This window comes from Campylobacter sp. BCW_6877 (assembly GCF_001762445.1).
Lineage (GTDB): Bacteria > Campylobacterota > Campylobacteria > Campylobacterales > Campylobacteraceae > Campylobacter_D > Campylobacter_D jejuni.
In genome coordinates this window covers 111,776-130,245 of record NZ_MJWW01000059.1, presented here as the reverse complement: position 1 = coordinate 130,245, position 18,470 = coordinate 111,776, and the positions used below count along the sequence as shown (strand labels likewise).

General features: G+C 29.5%; 24 protein-coding genes. 9 read left to right on the top strand and 15 right to left on the bottom strand.

Annotated features, from left to right (window positions below; all coding sequences use genetic code 11):
- The 5 genes from AJ936_RS07930 to AJ936_RS07910 are packed head-to-tail and all read left to right on the top strand — an operon-like array spanning position 1 to position 3,483.
- Positions 1–762 (top strand): ATP-binding protein, encoded by a 762-nt coding sequence (locus AJ936_RS07930; protein WP_070274303.1) that lies wholly within the window; start codon positions 1–3, stop codon positions 760–762.
- Positions 759–1,445: an endonuclease III domain-containing protein gene (locus tag AJ936_RS07925; protein WP_070233061.1), complete on the top strand. Its 687-nt coding sequence runs from the start codon at positions 759–761 to the stop codon at positions 1,443–1,445. The genes AJ936_RS07930 and AJ936_RS07925 overlap by 4 nt, the downstream gene beginning before the upstream one ends.
- Entirely contained in the window at positions 1,442–2,254 is an 813-nt protein-coding gene (thiD, locus tag AJ936_RS07920) for a bifunctional hydroxymethylpyrimidine kinase/phosphomethylpyrimidine kinase (RefSeq protein WP_070274430.1), read from the top strand. The genes AJ936_RS07925 and thiD overlap by 4 nt, the downstream gene beginning before the upstream one ends.
- Entirely contained in the window at positions 2,244–2,876 is a 633-nt protein-coding gene (gene thiE / locus AJ936_RS07915) for a thiamine phosphate synthase (RefSeq protein WP_044779157.1), read from the top strand. The genes thiD and thiE overlap by 11 nt, the downstream gene beginning before the upstream one ends.
- Entirely contained in the window at positions 2,854–3,483 is a 630-nt protein-coding gene (locus AJ936_RS07910) for a uroporphyrinogen-III synthase (protein WP_070274302.1), read from the top strand. The genes thiE and AJ936_RS07910 overlap by 23 nt, the downstream gene beginning before the upstream one ends.
- On the opposite strand, the gene AJ936_RS07905 is transcribed toward AJ936_RS07910, so the two are convergent.
- The 5 genes from AJ936_RS07905 to fliW are packed head-to-tail and all read right to left on the bottom strand — an operon-like array spanning position 3,480 to position 6,007.
- The gene (locus AJ936_RS07905) at positions 3,480–3,932 is read right to left on the bottom strand and encodes a hypothetical protein (protein ID WP_002859148.1); all 453 of its coding nucleotides are present in this window, start codon (positions 3,930–3,932) and stop codon (positions 3,480–3,482) included. The two genes, AJ936_RS07910 and AJ936_RS07905, sit on opposite strands and share 4 nt — an antisense overlap.
- A complete protein-coding gene (locus AJ936_RS07900) occupies positions 3,929–4,591 on the bottom strand; it encodes a hypothetical protein (RefSeq protein WP_070274300.1) in 663 nt (220 codons plus the stop codon). Before AJ936_RS07900 ends, AJ936_RS07905 begins: the two co-directional genes overlap by 4 nt.
- Positions 4,588–4,890, bottom strand: coding sequence for a type II secretion system protein (locus AJ936_RS07895; protein WP_070274298.1), 303 nt, complete (start codon positions 4,888–4,890; stop codon positions 4,588–4,590). Before AJ936_RS07895 ends, AJ936_RS07900 begins: the two co-directional genes overlap by 4 nt.
- On the bottom strand, positions 4,887–5,618 hold the full coding sequence (locus AJ936_RS07890; protein ID WP_002861800.1) for a pyrroline-5-carboxylate reductase: 732 nt from the start codon (positions 5,616–5,618) through the stop codon (positions 4,887–4,889). Before AJ936_RS07890 ends, AJ936_RS07895 begins: the two co-directional genes overlap by 4 nt.
- Positions 5,618–6,007 (bottom strand): flagellar assembly protein FliW, encoded by a 390-nt coding sequence (fliW, locus tag AJ936_RS07885; protein WP_002852982.1) that lies wholly within the window; start codon positions 6,005–6,007, stop codon positions 5,618–5,620. Before fliW ends, AJ936_RS07890 begins: the two co-directional genes overlap by 1 nt.
- Positions 6,008–6,167: 160 nt before the next feature.
- On the opposite strand from fliW, the gene bamD reads away from it, so the two are divergent.
- Both bamD and lon read left to right on the top strand, forming a co-directional pair.
- A complete protein-coding gene (gene bamD, locus AJ936_RS07880; RefSeq protein ID WP_002861799.1) occupies positions 6,168–6,815 on the top strand; it encodes an outer membrane protein assembly factor BamD in 648 nt (215 codons plus the stop codon).
- A 16-nt stretch (positions 6,816–6,831) separates the two neighbouring features.
- Positions 6,832–9,207 carry an endopeptidase La gene (gene lon / locus AJ936_RS07875; RefSeq protein WP_044793949.1) on the top strand — a complete coding sequence of 792 codons (2,376 nt, stop codon included), beginning with the start codon at positions 6,832–6,834 and terminating at the stop codon, positions 9,205–9,207.
- A gap of 60 nt (positions 9,208–9,267) precedes the next feature.
- On the opposite strand, the gene rpsR is transcribed toward lon, so the two are convergent.
- From rpsR to rpsF, 3 genes are read right to left on the bottom strand one after another with little or no spacing between them, the layout of a single operon-like run.
- Positions 9,268–9,528: a 30S ribosomal protein S18 gene (gene rpsR, locus AJ936_RS07870; RefSeq protein WP_002853032.1), complete on the bottom strand. Its 261-nt coding sequence runs from the start codon at positions 9,526–9,528 to the stop codon at positions 9,268–9,270.
- A gap of 10 nt (positions 9,529–9,538) precedes the next feature.
- Positions 9,539–10,090: a single-stranded DNA-binding protein gene (locus AJ936_RS07865; protein ID WP_002877747.1), complete on the bottom strand. Its 552-nt coding sequence runs from the start codon at positions 10,088–10,090 to the stop codon at positions 9,539–9,541.
- Between the two features lie 8 nt (positions 10,091–10,098).
- The gene (rpsF, locus tag AJ936_RS07860; RefSeq protein ID WP_053872673.1) at positions 10,099–10,476 is read right to left on the bottom strand and encodes a 30S ribosomal protein S6; all 378 of its coding nucleotides are present in this window, start codon (positions 10,474–10,476) and stop codon (positions 10,099–10,101) included.
- Positions 10,477–10,691: 215 nt separating this feature from the next.
- Here rpsF and AJ936_RS07855 point away from each other — a divergent pair, with 215 nt between their 5' ends.
- Positions 10,692–11,948, top strand: a complete 1,257-nt coding sequence (locus AJ936_RS07855) for an MFS transporter (protein WP_070274296.1) — start codon at positions 10,692–10,694, stop codon at positions 11,946–11,948.
- A 13-nt stretch (positions 11,949–11,961) separates the two neighbouring features.
- Positions 11,962–12,963, top strand: coding sequence for a sugar phosphate isomerase/epimerase (locus AJ936_RS07850; protein ID WP_002861795.1), 1,002 nt, complete (start codon positions 11,962–11,964; stop codon positions 12,961–12,963).
- Here the strand turns inward: AJ936_RS07850 and AJ936_RS07845 are convergent.
- From AJ936_RS07845 to AJ936_RS07815, 7 genes are all read right to left on the bottom strand, one after another.
- Positions 12,956–13,816 (bottom strand): VirK family antimicrobial peptide resistance protein, encoded by an 861-nt coding sequence (locus AJ936_RS07845; RefSeq protein WP_070274294.1) that lies wholly within the window; start codon positions 13,814–13,816, stop codon positions 12,956–12,958. The two genes, AJ936_RS07850 and AJ936_RS07845, sit on opposite strands and share 8 nt — an antisense overlap.
- A complete protein-coding gene (gene rseP, locus AJ936_RS07840) occupies positions 13,809–14,915 on the bottom strand; it encodes an RIP metalloprotease RseP (RefSeq protein WP_044780214.1) in 1,107 nt (368 codons plus the stop codon). The genes AJ936_RS07845 and rseP overlap by 8 nt, the downstream gene beginning before the upstream one ends.
- On the bottom strand, positions 14,912–15,448 hold the full coding sequence (gene pgsA / locus AJ936_RS07835) for a CDP-diacylglycerol--glycerol-3-phosphate 3-phosphatidyltransferase (RefSeq protein WP_002871789.1): 537 nt from the start codon (positions 15,446–15,448) through the stop codon (positions 14,912–14,914). Before pgsA ends, rseP begins: the two co-directional genes overlap by 4 nt.
- Positions 15,449–15,572: 124 nt before the next feature.
- A complete protein-coding gene (locus AJ936_RS07830) occupies positions 15,573–16,178 on the bottom strand; it encodes an NAD(P)H-dependent oxidoreductase (RefSeq protein WP_070233067.1) in 606 nt (201 codons plus the stop codon).
- On the bottom strand, positions 16,178–16,798 hold the full coding sequence (locus AJ936_RS07825; RefSeq protein WP_070233068.1) for an NAD(P)H-dependent oxidoreductase: 621 nt from the start codon (positions 16,796–16,798) through the stop codon (positions 16,178–16,180). The genes AJ936_RS07830 and AJ936_RS07825 overlap by 1 nt, the downstream gene beginning before the upstream one ends.
- Before the next feature lie 63 nt (positions 16,799–16,861).
- Positions 16,862–17,287 carry an N-acetyltransferase gene (locus AJ936_RS07820; RefSeq protein ID WP_070274292.1) on the bottom strand — a complete coding sequence of 142 codons (426 nt, stop codon included), beginning with the start codon at positions 17,285–17,287 and terminating at the stop codon, positions 16,862–16,864.
- A gap of 11 nt (positions 17,288–17,298) precedes the next feature.
- A complete protein-coding gene (locus tag AJ936_RS07815; protein ID WP_002880779.1) occupies positions 17,299–18,387 on the bottom strand; it encodes a CinA family protein in 1,089 nt (362 codons plus the stop codon).
- Between the last annotated feature and the right edge of the window lie 83 nt (positions 18,388–18,470).

Genomic DNA, 18,470 nt, shown 5'->3' with positions numbered 1-18,470 from the left:
ATGGATTGGAACAAAACTTATGCAGCAATTTATAGAGCAAGAAAAGACTATTTAAAGCCTATTTTTGAAATCGATCCTATTGCTTTAAAAGATTTAGTAGGTATGGAAAAACAAAAAAAAGCACTTTATGAAAATACTTTAAATTTCATTCAAAACAAAGGGGCAAATCACGCACTTTTATGGGGATCTAAGGGTACTGGAAAATCAAGTTTAATTAAGGCTATATTTAACGAATTTAAAGATCAGGGCTTAAGACTTGTTGAATTAAATAAAGAAGATTTATTTGCCTTAGCAGATATCATCGATGAAATCAGATTAGAAAATTTTAAATTCATACTTTTTTGTGATGATTTTTCTTTTGAGAAGGGAGATGATAGTTATAAATTTTTAAAACCTTTACTTGAGGGAAGCATAGAAAAAGCCCCAAATAATGTAATTATTTATGCGAGTTCAAATCGTAGGCATTTATTAAGTGAAAGCATTGCTGATAATCTTGATACGCAAATTGCACATACAGAACTTCATTTAAGCGATGCTGCTGAAGAAAGATTAAGCTTGAGTGATAGATTTGGTTTGTGGTTAAGTTTTTATCAAGGAAATTTAGAAGAGTATTTAAAGATGATAGATTTTTATTTTAAAGATTATTCTTGTGATAAAGAGCTTTTACACGCTAAAGCTAAAGAATTTACTACTCTAAGAGCAAGTAGAAGTGGTCGTACTGTGAAGCAATTTTATTTGGCTTTTAAGGAGAATTTTAAATGACTGGAGCGCAAATTTTTACCAAGCTTTTAAATTTGGATTTAAATTATCATGATTTTGATTGGCTTGAAAATCAAGGATTGAGTGAATTTGAGCTTTTAATTTCTGTGATTTTAACTCAAAATACAAATTGGAAAAATGTCTTAAAAGCTTTAGACAATTTAAAAAAAGAAAATATTGCAAGCTTAGAACAAATCAATACTTTATCCAATTTAGAACTTGCAACTTTAATTAAGCCTAGCGGATTTTACAACACCAAAGCCAAGCGTTTAAAAGGCTTGGTAGAAAGTATCATAAACACTTATAAAAATTTAGAAAATTTTAAAACAAATGTAAGCAGAGAATGGCTTTTAAATATCAAAGGTTTAGGTTTTGAAAGTGTTGATGGTATTTTAAGCTATCTTTGTAAAAGAGAGATTTTGGTTGTAGATAGCTATAGTTTGCGTTTGGCTTTTTACTTAGGTTATGAGTTTGAAAATTATGAAGAATTAAGAGAATTTTTTCAAAGTGGCATAGAAAGTGAGCAAGAAAATTTGTGTAAAATTTTAGGAAAAAAATGCGAACTTTACGAACTTTATCAAATTTTTCATGCTTTGATCGTAGCTTTTGCAAAACAGAGTTTTAAAGGACAAAAATTAAGCCCTAAGGGTGAAGAATGGATCAAAATTTTAAAGGAAGATTTATGAAAGCAAAAGGAAGTGAACTTATACCTGTTTTAACTATAGCAGGGAGTGATTGTAGTGGTGGAGCAGGGATACAAGCCGATCTTAAAACCTTTAGTGCACACAATCTTTTTGGTATGAGTGTGGTTTTAAGTGTGGTAGCTGAAAATACCGCAAGGGTGATTTCTGTACACGATATACCTACTCAAAGCGTGGACGAACAAATGCTTGCCGTGTTTGAAGATATAGCGCCAAAGGCAACTAAAATCGGAATGATAGGTTCTTGTGAATTAATGAGCTGTGTAGCTAAAAATTTAAGCGAGTTTAAACCTCAAAACATAGTGATCGATCCTGTAATGTTTGCTAAAAATGGTTATGCTTTAATGCCTCAAGAAAATTGTGATTTTTTCAAACAAACCATAGTAAAATTTGCAGACATTCTTACGCCTAATATTCCTGAAGCAGAGTTTTTATGTGGTTTTAAGATTGCCAATGAAGAGCAGATGATAAAGGCAGCTAAGCATTTATGTAGCTTGGGAGCTAAGGCAGTTTTACTTAAAGGCGGGCATAGTGAAGAAAATGCCAATGATGTGCTTTATGATGGAAAAGAAATTTATATTTTAAAAGGCGAACGCATAGAAACTAAAAATACTCATGGTACAGGTTGTACGCTTTCTTCGGCTATTGCTGGTAATTTAGCTAAAGGCAAGGATTTATTTTATGCCGTTAGTGAAGCCAAAGAATATGTAAGAAATGCGATTTATTATTCACTCAATCTTGGAAAAGGTTGTGGTCCTACAAATCATTTTTTCAAGTTTTTAGATGAAAAATAAATTAGATCTTAGCCTTTATTTGGTTGCTACTAAGGGAAATAAAAGCGAGGAATGTTTTTTAAATACTTTAGAAAATGCTATAAAAGGCGGAGTGAGTATAGTTCAACTTCGTGAAAAAGAGCTTAATGCAAGAGAATTTTACAAACTAGGTTTAAAGGTGCAAAAACTTTGCAAGGCTTATAAAATACCTTTTTTGATTAACGATAGAGTGGACATAGCTTTAGCCTTAGATGCTGATGGGGTGCATTTAGGGCAGGAAGATTTAGAAGTAAAACTAGCTAGAAAGCTTTTAGGAGATGAAAAAATCATAGGCTTAAGCCTTAAAAAGCTAGAACAACTTGAGTTTATACAAGGAGTAAATTATCTAGGTTGCGGAGCTATCAAGGCAACGCCTACTAAAGAAAGTTCGCTTTTAAGCCTTGAGCTTTTAAGCCAAATTTGTGATAAAAGTCCTATAGGGGTTGTAGCTATAGGAGGGGTTGATAAAGCAGTGCTTGATGAGTTAAAGGGTATAAATTTAAGCGGCGTGGCTGTGGTTAGGGCGATCATGGATGCTAAAGATGCTTTTTTGGCAGCTAAAGAGCTAAAGCGTAAAATCTATGAAAATTTACCTCTTAAATGAAACTCCTTTTAAAGGGGTGGAAAATCTTATTTTAAATGAGATTATTTTTTATGATTTTAGTATAGATTTGAGTTTGTATGATGTTTTAATCTGTACTTCAAAAAATGCTTTAAAAGCTTTACAACATGCAAAAATCACTTTAAATTTCAAACTCAATTTATACGCTGTAGGACAAAGTACAGCTCAATACGCTAAAAATTTAGGTTTTAAAAAGATTAAAATTCCATCAAAGGCTTATGGAAAAGATCTTTTTCTTGAATTTAAAGAGGAATTAAAAACGCAAAAATGTTTGTATTTAAGGGCTAAAAATATTGTTTCGACTTTAAATTTGGATCTTAAAAATGCAGGTGTGGATTTAGATGAAATAATTGTTTATGAAAATGTTTTTAAAAAAGGTGACAAAAAACTTACTCATCCTGCTATTTTTATATTTACCTCTCCTTTAAGTGTAGAAAATTTTTTAAAATTTTATAGCTTAAAAGAAGAAGATAAGGTTGTAGTTATAGGACAAAGCACAGCAAAGAAGCTTTTAAATTTTAAAAATCTTTATATATGCGAAAATCAAAGTCTTTTAGAGTGTGTTAAGCTTGCTAAGACTTTGGTTTAATTTTTTAAATTCCAAAAATTTTCTTTGGGATAAATAATAATGCTTTTTGTGAGTAAAATTTCATCATTGACGTTTTTATCACGATTTAAAGCAATGCTAATGTGGGCTATAATAACACCATCTTTGCTTAAATTTGCATCGGGATTAAAGTTGGAAAATTTAAAATTAACACATTGTGCAATAGGATAAAAATATTTTATTTTAATCAAAGCTTTTGTGTAATTAAAATATATATTATCTAAACATTCTTTATTTTCTTGCTTTGCTTGATATAAAAAATATTTAGAAAATTGTGTTGCATTATGACTTAAAATTTGAGCTTGAAGGTAGTAATAACTATCTTGGATTATTTTTGGAGTGTAGCTAGATATGTTTAAGGTCAAGCTCATCCATAGACTTATTAGTAATATTAAAAAAATTGTCCAAATTAAAACATAAGCTTTTTTCATAGTAAAATTCTTTTTTCAAGACAATATTTTGCTTGTCTTTTTAGGCAAATTTTTAATTTATTGTTTTGCAGGTTAAATGAGCTTATGTTTTTAGAAATTAATCCTTGTTGGTTTAATTGTTCATTAAATTTTGGCTTTATTTCATATATAAGTTCTCCATTTTGCAATTTGATAACTAATTGAGCTTGCAAAGGAATAAAACTACCTGTAAAATTTGCAGATATACCATTTTCTAAGATGAATATTTTTTCAACCTTATTAATTTTATAAGCATAGCCAATATGTTCATTGTCATTATATAAATCTTTTCTATTTTGGAGTTGTGTTTTAAAATCAGAATGAGGTGAATAAAGTGTATGATTATTTTCTAAAATAAGAGCAGAGTTAATAAGATAAAGTTTATTATCTTTTAGGCTAATTAACTCATCTTTTAAAAGACATTTTAATGTATTTTGTGAAAATGTAATATTAATACAATTTTGTATTAATTTTTCTATTTTAAGCAAGTTTAAATGTGCTTGAGTGATAAGATTGTTTGTATGTAAAGCAGTGAAATTTAAATGATAAAAATCCATTAAAGGTTTTGAAAGTAAGCTAGTTATAAAAGTAAAAAGTATTAGTGATAATATAAGTTCAAAAAGTGTAAAAGCTTTGCTCATTCTTTAAAATAAACACTATAATTTTGATCTTGAAAATATAATTTTTGAAATTGAAATATACCATCATTAACAAACTGTTCTTGTAAAACTATAGGTTTTAAGGCTGAAGTTTGAAGTATGATGGTTTTAAAAATGGGCTTTTCATATAATTCTTCTTGAAGTCTATAGAGTCTTTCAAAAATATTTAAATTTTCATAGTTTTTGTAAAGTTGAGTATAATAATAAAAAATGCCAATGAAAATTAAAGATATGATCGTTATAGCACTAATACTTTCTATAAGTATGAAAGCCTTTTTCATTTAGCGCTGCTAGCATTTATGGCTTCAAAAAAACTTCCGCGAATTCCTTTTTGTTCGAGTATTTTTATGCCTTTTATTGTAACTCCGCCAGGGGAGCAAATATTTTCTTTGATAATAGCTGGATGTTCATGTTCTAGTAAAGTACTAGAGCTTTTAAATAAAGAGCGCGTAAGATTGAGACTAAGTTCTTTTGACAAACCTTCATAAACTCCAGCATTAGCAATACTTTCTGCTATAAGTGCTAAAAAAGCAGGAGCGCAGCCGCTAATCGCCATAGCTGCATTCATTTGTATTTCATTATCTAATTTATAAGCCGAGCCAAAAGTTTTTAAAATGTCTAAAATTTCATTTTCAAAATGAGAGTTTTTAAGTATATATGGTGTGGTTGAAGCCTTATATTTAGCTGCTGTATTAGGCATTATTCTAACATAATTTTGAGCTTTGATGGTTTGTAGTTTTTCAAAATCAACATTGGCTAAAACAGAGATTAAGATACGTGCTTGTCCTTTTAGCATTTGAGCAATATTTTCTAAAGCATAGGGTTTAAATGCTAAAATAACATCTTTACCTTCTATGTTAAAATCTTTGTAAAGTAAGGTTTTAAAGCCTTCTTTGGTGAGGGCTTGAAGTTTTTCTATGCTTCTTCCTACTATACAAATTTCATAATTATCTTTTAATCCATAGGCTAAGGCTGTTGCCATAGCTCCATTTGCAAGTATATAGAGCATTATTTTTTAATATAATTAGCAATTTGATCAGCTTGAAAAAAGTCCGGATAATTAACTGTATCTAGTATCACTTGTACCATAGTATTATTATCAAGATTAATGACTACTGGAGCTAGAAAATTCACTGTCGATTCTTCAATGCTTTTTGCTATGGCTACTATATTAAAAATTTTCATATTAGATTCAGGTGTTAAAGAAAGAAGCTCTTGATAATAAGTTGGTATATCAAATTCATAATCAGGTCTAATTAAATAAGGATTAATTAAAACAAAAGAAAAGTCTTTACCATCAAGACTTTTAAGTCTTACAAATACTTCATCGATAGTTGAAAATTCCATATTTTTGGTTTCTTCAAAACCTAAGATAGGGCATTTAACAGCTAGGGTCATGTTTTCTCCTCAAGTTATAATGTTTAATATTTTAACATAAAATAAGCAATAATCATTCCAAAATTTTAAATTATTTAATTAATTTTATTATAATTTTAGAAGAACATAATTATAAAATCGTTAAAATATAGATTTTTGAGAATATAAATCAAGGTGAAGTATGAAAAAAGGTATTTTTTTATTGGTTTTTTTAAGTGTTTTTTTTAATGCGTGTAGTACGAAAAATGATGAAGGTTTATACAATCTTAGTGCTAGTGAGTGGTATAAGCAAATTATTAAAGATTTACAGGACAAGGATTTGGAAAAAGCCGATGATCATTATAATGGCATGGCAAGTGAGCACATTGCCGATCCTTTATTGGAAACTACTTTAATTATTTTAGCACAAGCTCATATGGATGAAGAGGAATATAAGTTAGCTGAATTTTATTTAGATGAATATAATAAAAAATTTGGAAATTCACGCAATGCTGATTATATTCGCTATCTTAAAATTAAAGCAAAATTTGATGCATTTGCAGTGCCAAATCGTAATCAGGCTTTAATGCTTGAAAGCCAAAAAGAAATAGATACTTTTTTGAAAGATTATCCTTATACAGAATATGAACCTTTGGTTCAGACAATGCTTACAAAATTTAATTTAGCGGTTTTTTATCTTAATAGTACTATAGAAAATCTATACCAGCGCATAGGGCATGATGAAAGTGCACAAATTTATAAACAAAGACTTCAAGAAAGTGAATTTTATCAGCAAAGTATTATCAAACCTGAGCTTCCTTGGTATAGAAGTATATTTGAAAGATTTTAATAAACAAGGAAAATAAATGCAGATTGAAGAGATACAAAATTATCCAGCAAATTTACCAGTATTGGTTGAAGATGAATTATTTTTATATCCTTTTATGATAACTCCTATTTTTATTAACGATTCATCCAATATGAAAGCTTTAGATCTTGCGATTAAAAATGATAGTATGCTTTTTGTTGCGCCTTCAAGGTTGGAAAATGGAAGAAATTTTGATGAAATTTATAATTGTGGAGTGATTGGGACTATCATGCGAAAAGTTCCTTTACCTGATGGAAGGGTGAAAATACTTTTTCAAGGATATGCTAAGGGTAAAATTATAGAGCAAATTTCTAATAAACCTTTGGAAGCCAAGATAGAACTTATAAAAGAAGACTTTTTAGAAGGAACTAAAAAAGAAGCGCTTCTTGAAGTTTTAAAAGAGAAGGTAAAAAATTTGGCAAATATTAGTCATTATTTTTCTCCGGATCTTTTAAGAACAATTGAAGAAGGTTTTGATGCATCTAGGATTTGTGATTTGATTTTAAATACTGTGCGTATTAAAAAACAAGTTGCTTATGAGTTTTTTGTTTTAACAGATCTTGAGCAAAAATTAGTAAAATTAATAGATTTAATTGCCCAAGAAATAGAAGCCAATAAAATTCAAAAAGAAATTAAAAATAAAGTACATTCTCGTATTGATAAGGTAAATAAAGAATATTTTTTAAAAGAACAATTAAGACAAATTCAAAAAGAGCTTGGTTCTGACACACAAAAAGAAGATGAGGTTAGAGAGTATCAAAAGCGTCTGGAATTAAAGAAGAAATTTATGCACGAAGATGCTTATAAAGAAATCAAAAAACAAATTGAAAAATTCGAACGCATTCATCAAGATAATTCCGAAGCATCGATGATTCAAACTTACATAGAAACAGCATTAGATATTCCTTTTGAAAAAATTTCTAAGAAAAAACTTGATATTAAAGAAGTTTCAAAACAGCTCAACCATGATCATTATGCATTAAATAAACCAAAAGAACGCATAGAAGAATATTTTGCAGTTAGGGAACTTTTAGAAAAAAGAAAAATAGCAGAAAAAGATGGTGCTAAAGTTATACTTTGTCTTTATGGACCTCCTGGCGTGGGTAAAACTTCACTGGCAAATTCTGTTTCAAAAGCTTTAAAAAGAGAGCTTATTCGCATAGCCTTAGGCGGACTTGAAGATGTTAATGAGCTACGTGGTCATCGTAGAACTTATATAGGCGCTATGCCTGGACGTATTACCCAAGGACTTATAGAGGCAAAACAAATTAATCCTGTAATTGTATTGGATGAAATTGATAAATTAAATCGCAGTTTTAGAGGCGATCCAAGTGCGGTGCTTTTAGAAATTTTAGATCCAGAGCAAAATTCTAAATTTAGGGATTATTATTTAAATTTTAATATTGATTTAAGTAAAGTCATTTTTATAGCAACGGCAAATGATATTAGCAATATTCCTGCACCTTTAAGAGATAGAATGGAATTTATAGAACTTAGCTCTTATACTCCAAGTGAAAAATTTCATATAATGAAAAAATATTTAATTCCAGATGAGCTTAAAAAACATGGCTTAAAATCCAATGAATTATCTATTGATGATGAAACTATAGAGTTAATCATTAGTGATTATACTCGTGAATCAGGAGTCAGAAATTTGCGTCGCAAAGTGGCAGAGTTGTGTCGTAAGAGTGCTAAAAAACTACTTTTAGAAAATATTAAAAAAGTCATTATTAATACAAAAAATTTGAATGAATTTTTAGATAAAAAAGTTTTTGAAATAGAAAAAAATAATGGAGAAAATCAAGTAGGTCAGGTTAATGGTTTGGCTTGGACAAGTGTAGGTGGAGATGTTTTAAAAGTAGAGGCTGTAAAAATTAAAGGTAAAGGAGAATTAACGCTCACGGGAAGTTTGGGTGATGTAATGAAAGAATCAGCTAGAATTGCTTTTAGCATGATAAAAGTTTTAATCGATGAAGGAAAAATAAAAATACCTAAAAAAATAATTATCGATCCTAAAGTTAATGTTTATGATAGTTATAATATTCATATACATGTGCCAGATGGAGCTACTCCAAAAGATGGCCCAAGTGCAGGCATTACGATAAGCACAGCCATTGCTTCTATTTTTAGTGATAAAAAGGTTAAAGCAGATGTTGCAATGACAGGTGAAATAGATTTAAAAGGAAAAGTTTTACCAATAGGTGGATTAAAAGAAAAATTAATTGCAGCTTATAAAGCAGATATAAAAATAGCTTTAATCCCAAGAAAAAATTACGAAAGGGATTTAAAAGATATTCCTAGTGAGGTTAGAGACAATATGGAAATCATTGCTGTTGATACTTTTAGTGATGTTTTAAAATATACTTTGGTTTAATTTTATTTTGAGAATAAATGTATATAAAAGCAAACTTTTTACAAGTTTGCTTTTAAAAGATTATAGTCCTTCAAAAGGATTATTGATTACTTCTTTTCTATCCACTATATAAGGGATAAGAGCTACATGTCTTGCACGTTTGATTGCAACTTCTACCATTTCTTGGTATTTTTTGCTTGTACCTGTTAAACGGCGTGGCATGATTTTAAATCTTTCAGATAAAGCATGTTTTAACATTGCTGTATCTTTATAATCAATAAATTCAACTTTTGCTTCAGTGTATTTGCAATATTTGCGAGAGTATTTTCTTTTTTCTGCCATAGTTTATCCTTTAAAATGGTAAATTAGTATCATCGCTATCATAAGCATCGATATCAATTTCTTTTAATTTTTCTTCGTGTTGTGGGTTTTGGTTTCTTTGTGGAGCAGGGTTTGTTTTTGCTTTATTAAAATTTTGATTTTCACTCATATAAGGATCATAGCTTTGATTTTCATAGTTTCCACTATAATTGTTGTTTGAAAAGCTATTATTGCCAAAATTTCCGCCTTGTTGTGGAGCATTGGAATTGCCAAGCATTTCCATATTTTCAACTTGAATGCTATGTTTAGAGCGATTTTGTCCATTTTGATCACTCCATTGTTCAAATCTTAAACGTCCTTCTATGAGTACTTTTGAACCTTTTGTAAGGTATTGGTTTGCAACTTCTGCGGTGCGACCATAAAAGCTTATATCAATAAAGCAAGTTTCTTCTCTTTTTTCTCCATTTGTGGTAAATCTTCTTGTTACTGCTATAGCGGAAGCTCCAATAGCACTACCGCTTTGTGCATAACGCATTTCTATATCACGTGTAAGATTTCCAACCAAAACAACTTTGTTAAACATCTTTTTCCTTATTGAATTTCAGGAGCATCTAAAGGTTTGATTTCTTTTTTAGATTGCTTAATCCCGTGGCTTAGTTTTTCCCAAGCTGCAATTTCTTTTTTGCTTTCATATTTTACGATTAAAAATCTTATTACTTCTTCAGTGATTCTTAACACCCTTTCAAGCTCAGCGATCAAATTTGTAGGAGCTTTGAAATAAATCACAAAATAAGTTCCTCTTTCGTATTTTTTGATTTTATACGCTAATTTTCTAGTGCCCATTGGAACAACAGTTTCAATTTCTGCACCATTTTTGGTTAGGACTTCTTTAACGAATTCCAACTTCGCATTCACTTCCTCTTCGGTAAGTGTTGGTTTTAAGATAAATAAAACCTCATAATGTTTCATCTTTTCTCCTTATGGATATTAAAGCCCATTTTCATGAGCAAGGATTTTGCATAAAGCAAGACTAAATTATATCAAAATATACTTAATTTATACTTCAATAAGTGTTGTAACTTTTTGTAATTACTGTTTATAATTTAAAGATGAAATTTTAACCTTTTATCTTAATCCGTGATATAATTATTTAAGTTGCGAATTGTTAAAAAAGGAGGGTGGATATGAATAGTACGAAACCTATTCGTTGGTTTACTTTTATCGTTTTAGTTATTGGCGGAGGAACTGTTTTTAAACTTTCCTCTTTAAAAGATGCCTTTTATGTGCCTATGCAAGAATTTATGAATCTTAGCAATACACAAATTGGACTCGCGCTCTCAGTTTATGGCATAGTGCAAACGGTAGGAAATTTTGCATCTATTTATATAGCAGATAGATTTTCTAAAAAAATACTCATTCCTTTTTCATTGGTTTGTGTGGGTTTGGTTGGAATTTATATTTCTACTTTCCCTTCTTTTTATGGAATTTTAATAGCTTGGGGTTTGCTTTCTTTATTTGGAGAAGTTGTGTATTGGCCTGTTTTGCTTAAAGCCATTCGCTTGCTTGGAGATTCTACTCAACAAGGAAGACTTTTTGGATTTTTAGAAGCAGGACGTGGTGTTATAGATACTATAGTTGCTTTTAGCGCTTTGGGAATTTTTTTACTTTTAGGGTCTGGCGCAGGTGGACTTAAGGCTGCTATATTATTTTATAGCGCTTGTGTGATTATAGCAGGTATTTTGGCATATTTTCTACTTGAAGATGACAAAATTAATACCCAAGATGAGCAAGGAAATGAAATCAGTAAAAACAAAGCCGCTTGGAATGGAGTTATCAAAGCGATTAAAACTCCTGAAATTTGGGTGGTATCTTTGACCATTTTTACTATTTATTCTGTGTATTGTGGTTTGACTTATTTTATTCCATTTTTAAAAGATATTTATGGTATGCCTGTGGCTTTGGTCGGTGCTTATGGTATTATCAATCAATACACTTTAAAATTAGTAGGTGGGCCAATTGGGGGATATTTAGCAGATAAAACCTTTAAATCTTCAACAAGATATTTGCGTTTTGCTTTGATTTTAGGAGCCTTGGCCATATTAATTTTTGTTTTTATGCCTCATGAGAAATTAAATATTTATTTTGGTATGAGTTTAACCTTAGGTTTTGCCGCTCTTGTTTTTACTATGCGTGCGACATTTTTTGCACCTGTGGATGAGATAGAAGTACCTAGAGAAATTAGCGGAGCTGCTATGAGTATAGCTTGTATTTTTGGTTATTCTCCACAACTTTTTTGTTTTGCACTTTATGGTTTTATGATCGATCATTTTAAAGGTTTATTAGGCTATCAAATTGTTTTTGCGTTAATGGGGATTTTTACTATTTGTGGTGTGATTGTAACTACGATTTTACTTAAGATGATAGCTAAAAAAAAGCATTAAAAGGAGTGGTATCATGAAAATAGGTTTAGAAACTGAAAGCATGCATTTATGGTTTCAAAATGGTAGGATGGATATATTTTCTTATATCGATTTTGCTAAAAATTTGGGCTGTGAGGGTGTGATTATAAATATCATTAAAGATTTTGGTTTGGATGAAGAATGGGGATGCTTAGGAAGCGATGACGAAAATCATCTTAAAAAAATTAAAGCCAAATTGGATGAATACAATATGTATTGTGAGATTGACTCTAAGGGTTTTAATAAAGATAAATTTGAAAAAATTGCTAAAGTAGCTTCTATTTTAGGCGCTAAAATTATACGCTCTTATGTGCCCTTAACCGATAAAAATAAAAAGGTTAAACATGCTAGCGATGGGGCTTATGATGATTCTAAAATTACTACTAGATTCGATAAAGAAGATTTTTTAGCTACAAAGGATGAAATAAAAGCTTTGATACCGATTTTGGAAAAATATGATTTAAAACTTGCTATAGAAAATCATGAGTATCAAACTTCAGAGGATTTGCTTGATTTGTTGAAATTGATCAATCATCCTAAAATAGGATTTTTATATGATTTTGGAAATTCCATGATGGCCTATGAAGATCCTATAAAAGCTTGCAAAGACATGGCTAAATATACTTTTAGCACGCATTGTAAGGATCATATAGTTTTCATTGAAGAGGGTGTAGAATATGTTTGTGGCGTTCCTTTAGGAGAAGGAAATTTAGACATTAAAACTTGTGTAGAAATTCTTAAAAAAGAAGGACTTGACCGTATTAATGTAGAGCAATGTTATCCTTATTGTGCGACTTTTAAAAGAGAAAAAGGAACAGGCGGGGTTAAAGAATTAGGTAAAGGGGCTTTTAAGATAGAAAAAGCTTTATTTGAAGATTTAAAAGCTATGCAGTATTATTATCCCCAAGAAGTATCTCAAGAATGCTTAGAGAGGCTTTTAAAACTTCAAAAAAAAGGTTGCGAGAAAAGTGTAGAATATTTAAAAAGTATTATTTAGATAAAATTTGGAATAAATTTTGTTTAATATTTTCAAGTATAGCAAAACGTTTTTTATACATGGAGCGTTTTTGCGAAGGGATTTCTTCTAGGTTTTTTTGCGAGTGGTGGAGCTTGTAGTATTTGTGTTTATCGATTTTTATTAATTCTCCACCATTTTCTAGCCAAATTTTTTGATAATCTACAAAATAGCCCTTTTCTTTTCCTTTTTGAGAACGGATTTGATTTTTTTCATGTACACCTAAAGTAGCTTGAAGTTTTAAAATTTCACAAAGCATCTTAGAGCATTCTATAAGTAAAGCAACAGGGCGCAAACCGTGACATTTTTTAGTTAAAATTTTATTAATTTCTAAAATATTGAAATCTTTGTATTTATATCCTTGTATGCAAGAAAGTAGAAGATTATTTTCTAAAGTAAAGCAAAAATTACATTGTGAAATAGTGTATTTTTTAAATTTTAAAGAAAAAGCCCAAAAACCTTCTTCGTAAACATTATGGTTATATCCTAAAAAAAGCTCAAAATCTTTATCAAAAGAAAAAATCATTTGTTCTTCGGGAAGAAATTTAAAACAAGTAAGTCCCTTATCAACATCATAAATAAGTGTTTTAACGCGTTCATTTGCTTTAAAACTTTTATCGCAAAATCTTCTTGTAGCATTGTAGCAAGCATAGGGTCTTTGAGAGAAAAAGTCTTTTAAATGTTTATTTTTTTCTTCATTAAGCGTTTTTTCCAGAAGTCTTACTTGAGGAAAATATAGAATTTTTCTTGCTTGAAAACGCAAATAGCGCCAAAAGATGATACTTTTTCTTCTATCAGTAAAATTTGGAATAGGGTAGGAAAATTTTTTATTCACCTGCAATCCTTGATATATCATTATAAGTTGCAAAGAGCATCAAGCTTAAAAGTATTGCCATGCCTGCATAACTTAGATATTCAAAAACACGCTGTGGAACCTTGCGTCTAAAAATCATTTCATAAATATTAAAAAGTATATGTCCTCCATCAAGCATAGGAATAGGCAAAAGATTTAAAATGCCTAAATTTATAGAAATTAAAGCAGTGATAAATAAAAGTAAAGTAAAGCTATTTTGTGCAGCCTTTGAGGTAATTTCAGTCATGGTAATAATACCACCTAAATTTTTTGCTTCAACTTCACCACTTATGAGTTTTACTATACCCTTGATGATGAGTGTAGAAGCTTGAAAACTTTCTTGTGCGGCATATTTAAAACTTTCTAAACCTTGATGTTTTACAAGAGTGCTTGTACCATTTGGACTGATTCCAAGTTGAGGTTTTTCAATAATTTGCCCAAAGTCATTATATCCTTGTCCTATTTTTGGAGTTAAAATAAATTCTAAATTTTTTCCTTCTCTATTGATTAATATTTTCAAAGGCTCTAAACTTAAATGTTTTGAAATTTCATCAAAGCTTTGAATTTTTACACCGTTGATTTCTAAGATAGTATCATTTTTTTGAAGTCCTATGTCTTGTGCAGCAGAGTTTGGCGCTATGTTTCCTATTTGTGGAGCAAGTTTGTTTAGACCTAAATTTCCTATGATAATATAAAGAAAAAAAGCTAAAATCAGGTTGAAAAATGGTCCAGCAAAAAGAATATAAATCTTTTTTAAGGGGCTTAAAATGCTATAGCTATCTTTGTCTAGATTTTCAAAACCAGGACGCATATCATCTTGTCCTTTAAGTTTAACATATCCTCCAAGTGGCAAAGCACTTAAGCGATAGTTTGTGCCTTTAAATTCACGTTCTATAAGACTTTTTCCAAATCCTATGCTAAAGACTTCAACTTTTACACCCAAAGATCTTGCAGCTAAAAAATGTCCTAATTCGTGAAAGAAGATTAAAAATGAGATGACTAAAACAGTTGCTAAAAATTCAATAGAATAAAATTTAATTCCTAAAATCAAAATAATAATTAAAAACAATAAAGATCTCATTTTTCTCCTTTTTTTTGAGCTTTTGTATAAGTATAGATGTATTCAAATCCAGAATAAAGAGTTAAAATCAAAGCTATATAAAGTAGAATTTCTCCGCCTATCCACTCCATGATTAAAAATCCTATCGCAGTCATTTGAAAAGCGGTTTTAAGTTTGCCTGCAAAAGAAGCATTGACATTTAAATTTTCGCTAATCATCACAACTCTAAAACCTGTGATAAAAAATTCCCTTACTAATATAATATAAATTACCCATTCATTAGCTTTTCCTGTAAGTAAAAGCCCTAAAAAAGCTGCTAAAACAAGCATTTTATCAGCTAATGGATCTAAGATTCCACCCAGTTTTGTAGTTTGTTTCCAAGTTCTTGCGATATATCCATCGAAAAAATCACTTAAAGCTGCTAATGAAAAAGTTAAAGCAGCAAAATAGTTAATCCAACTTTGATGAATATTTTCAAATTTATGAATTAATAAAAAAAATAGCAAAGGCGCTAAAACCATTCTAAAAATCGCCAAGATATTGGGTAAATTCATAACAAGCCTTGTGAAATTAAATGTAAAATTATAATCAAAATTGTATAAAATTTAAGCAAAGACTTAGTAAAAATACAAAAAAGAATCAGTTTATTTTTATTTAAATTTTGCTTAAAAGCAAAATTTAAATAAATTTTACAACTTCATCAAAACTAAAACGATTTTTTTGAGGATTTTTTTCATCGTTGCAATATCCTAAAGCCACCACCAAACTTGATCTTTCTTTTTGAATATCAAGTGATAAATAAGAATCAAGCTTTTCTTTATCAAAACCACCTATAGTACAACTTGCTATATTTAAAGCATTAGCACTGTAAAGTATGCTAGCTAGAGCTATATGAGCTTGTTCTCTTGCATAAGATATTTTTTGTTCTTGATTTAGAGATTTTAAAAAAGGCATATAAGTATCTAAGCGTTTTTGAATTTCTGTTTCACTCATATCTCTTTTTCTAAGTTTTTCTTCAAAATAATCTAAAAAATCAAGTCTTGAAATGATGATAATTAATACAGCGCAATCTTTTACATGTTTTTGTTGGTTGCAAATTTTAGAAAGCTCTTCTTTTCTTTTCTCATCTTGCACTACTATAAATTTCCAAGGTTCCAGTCCTAAGGAACTGGGGCTTAATCTTGCTATTTCTAAAATAGAATTTAAATCCTCTTTTTTGAGTTTTTCATTTTTAAAATTTCTACAAGAATATCTTGTGCTAAAAATTTCAAGTTCTTTTTTCATTATTTTTCCTTGTAAAATTCAACGACTTCATTAAAATTTAAGCGTTGAGTAGAATATTTTGGTTCGTGGGCTTTATATCCTAAGGATAAAATTACAGCAGTTTCAAAAGGATAAGTTAAATGAAGAAAATCATCAACCTTAGTTTTTTCAAAGCCGCCTATCATACAAGAATCAATACCTAAGCTCATTGCAGCTAGCGACATTTGCATCATAGCAAGATAGCATTGAAGTTGTGCGTAATGATAGAGTTCATTATCATTCATTGCATTGGTTTTATGGGTGTAAATTTCTAAAATTTTTTGAAAATTTTCTTCGCTAGAACCTGAGAAACGACGCACCTGTTTTTGTGTAAATTCATCTTTGCTTTGAAGATCTTTTCTTGCTAGAAAAATAATATTATGACTCGCACTTGCTACATTTTGTTGATTGTAACATAGGGTTGAGAGTTTAAGATTGTGTTCTTTTTGTTCTAATACTACAAATTTCCAAGGCTCAAATCCATGTGAGCTTGGGGCTAAGACTCCACTTTCTAAGATAAAATGCAAATCCTTTTCATTGATTTTTTTATCATTAAAAAGTTTACAAGCTCTGCGTTTTGAAATTAGTTCTTTAAAATTCATTTTATTCCTTAAAATCAAAAATAATAATATTAATTATAAAATGCAAAGCTTAATCAAAAAATATTATAGTTTGATATTTTTCTTAAAAACAAAACCGGATTTTTCAAAACCCATTTTTTGGATATAAAATTTATGAGCTTGTGTTCTAAAAAAACTTGAACTTAGTTCTAATTCTTCATATCCTTGATCTTTTGCCCAAATTTGGATTTTTTTCAAAAAAGCTTGACCTATACCTTTTCCTCTTAAAGTTTCATCTACGACAAAATCACAAATATAAAGACAATGGTTATGATAAAGCACATTAAAAGGCATGACTCCACAAGCTGCTTTGTAGCTTCCCTCATTTTCATAGGCAAAAAGTTTATAATGTTGAGTTTGTGTAGCAAGTTGGAATTTGTCTAAAAAAACTTTCAAAGATAGATTGTTTCTTAATTGTTTTATCAAGGGATAAATTTTTTCCAAGTCTTCTTTTAGCTTAATTTCTTTCATTTTTAAATCCTTTAAATTTCAAAAATTTCAGGTTTTAATTTTAAAAGCAAGCAAAAAGATGCTAAAACGGCTTGTTCTTGCATAAATTCACGATCCCCATCTAAATAAAGAGTTTCTTGGACAAAAGTTCCATCTCTAAACATTGCACCTATATAAATAGTGCCTGATTTTATTTTTCCCTCATCTTTTTCGCCAACTACTCCGCTAATAGCTAAGGCAAAATCAGGATTAGCTGTTTTAAAAATACCTTTTAGCATAAAATAAACGCAACGTTCACTGTATTCGCCATTATTTTCTAAGACGCTTTCGCTAATTCCAAGCCATTCGTGTTTGATGCGGTTGGAATAACTTACAATAGATCCTTCAAAAATTTCACTTACACCTGAAATTTTGGTTAAGGTGCTTGCACAAAGTCCGCCTGTGCAACTTTCAGCAAAAGAAATTTTTAATTTTTTTTCTAAAAGTTTAGAGCTTATAAAATGTATAGGATCTTTACCTAAAAATACTTTTTGTCCAAAAAGATTTTTTACGCTATTTAAAAAACCATCAAGTTTTCCAAAATTAGCGCAAGTGGCCTTAATAAGCACAAGATTATCTAAAAGCTTGGTTGATTTTATACTTATCTCATAAGATTTTGTTAGGGTTTGCAGTAGTAATATAGCGCTTTCATCATCCATGCCAAAAATGCAAAAATATGCAAAATTTAATTTTATATGCCCAAGAAGATCAGGTAATTTTCCGCTTGGATTTATTTTAACGACATTAATTTTTGAATTTGAAAAATTACATACAAAGCTATTTTTACTAAATTCTGCTTTATCTGGAACCAAGGTATCATCTTTTAAGATAAGATTATCATCATTTAAAGTTGCTAAAATTTTAGCAACAGTCGCATAATGCAAAGAGCTTGTAAATAAAGTGATAAAATCATACTGATTTAAGAGATTTTCAAGTAAAAAGGGTAAATCTTTATCGGTTTTATTTTGTATGCGAATTTCGTTAATTTCTTTAAATTTTTCTTCATAAGTTCTATAAATATAATTTTTGAATTTTTCGTTTATAGTAAGCTCATCTCCTATAAGATAAAGCAAATGTTTCATAAATTTTCCTTTTTTTCTTATAATTATAGCCAAAAACAAAGTAGAAATTAAAGCTAATTTGAGTAGAATTTAAGATTATTAAA

Bases quoted from the DNA above. Each gene is read 5' to 3' on its own strand.
- AJ936_RS07890 (WP_002861800.1), bottom strand. From the start codon at position 5,618: ATGCTCTATATACTTGCAAATGGAGCTATGGCAACAGCCTTAGCCTAT.
- fliW (WP_002852982.1), bottom strand. From the start codon at position 6,007: ATGACCCTAGCTGTTAAATGCCCTATCTTAGGTTTTGAAGAAACCAAA.
- pgsA (WP_002871789.1), bottom strand. From the start codon at position 15,448: ATGAATTTACCCAATATCTTGGCGATTTTTAGAATGGTTTTAGCGCCT.
- rpsF (WP_053872673.1), bottom strand. From the start codon at position 10,476: ATGAAACATTATGAGGTTTTATTTATCTTAAAACCAACACTTACCGAA.
- AJ936_RS07850 (WP_002861795.1), top strand. From the start codon at position 11,962: ATGAAAATAGGTTTAGAAACTGAAAGCATGCATTTATGGTTTCAAAAT.
- AJ936_RS07825 (WP_070233068.1), bottom strand. From the start codon at position 16,798: ATGAATTTTAAAGAACTAATTTCAAAACGCAGAGCTTGTAAACTTTTT.
- bamD (WP_002861799.1), top strand. From the start codon at position 6,168: ATGAAAAAAGGTATTTTTTTATTGGTTTTTTTAAGTGTTTTTTTTAAT.
- AJ936_RS07905 (WP_002859148.1), bottom strand. From the start codon at position 3,932: ATGAAAAAAGCTTATGTTTTAATTTGGACAATTTTTTTAATATTACTA.
- AJ936_RS07895 (WP_070274298.1), bottom strand. From the start codon at position 4,890: ATGAAAAAGGCTTTCATACTTATAGAAAGTATTAGTGCTATAACGATC.
- AJ936_RS07925 (WP_070233061.1), top strand. From the start codon at position 759: ATGACTGGAGCGCAAATTTTTACCAAGCTTTTAAATTTGGATTTAAAT.
- AJ936_RS07815 (WP_002880779.1), bottom strand. From the start codon at position 18,387: ATGAAACATTTGCTTTATCTTATAGGAGATGAGCTTACTATAAACGAA.
- thiD (WP_070274430.1), top strand. From the start codon at position 1,442: ATGAAAGCAAAAGGAAGTGAACTTATACCTGTTTTAACTATAGCAGGG.
- rpsR (WP_002853032.1), bottom strand. From the start codon at position 9,528: ATGGCAGAAAAAAGAAAATACTCTCGCAAATATTGCAAATACACTGAA.
- AJ936_RS07820 (WP_070274292.1), bottom strand. From the start codon at position 17,287: ATGAAAGAAATTAAGCTAAAAGAAGACTTGGAAAAAATTTATCCCTTG.
- lon (WP_044793949.1), top strand. From the start codon at position 6,832: ATGCAGATTGAAGAGATACAAAATTATCCAGCAAATTTACCAGTATTG.
- rseP (WP_044780214.1), bottom strand. From the start codon at position 14,915: ATGAGATCTTTATTGTTTTTAATTATTATTTTGATTTTAGGAATTAAA.
- AJ936_RS07900 (WP_070274300.1), bottom strand. From the start codon at position 4,591: ATGAGCAAAGCTTTTACACTTTTTGAACTTATATTATCACTAATACTT.
- AJ936_RS07855 (WP_070274296.1), top strand. From the start codon at position 10,692: ATGAATAGTACGAAACCTATTCGTTGGTTTACTTTTATCGTTTTAGTT.
- thiE (WP_044779157.1), top strand. From the start codon at position 2,244: ATGAAAAATAAATTAGATCTTAGCCTTTATTTGGTTGCTACTAAGGGA.
- AJ936_RS07910 (WP_070274302.1), top strand. From the start codon at position 2,854: ATGAAAATTTACCTCTTAAATGAAACTCCTTTTAAAGGGGTGGAAAAT.
- AJ936_RS07930 (WP_070274303.1), top strand. From the start codon at position 1: ATGGATTGGAACAAAACTTATGCAGCAATTTATAGAGCAAGAAAAGAC.
- AJ936_RS07830 (WP_070233067.1), bottom strand. From the start codon at position 16,178: ATGAAAAAAGAACTTGAAATTTTTAGCACAAGATATTCTTGTAGAAAT.
- AJ936_RS07865 (WP_002877747.1), bottom strand. From the start codon at position 10,090: ATGTTTAACAAAGTTGTTTTGGTTGGAAATCTTACACGTGATATAGAA.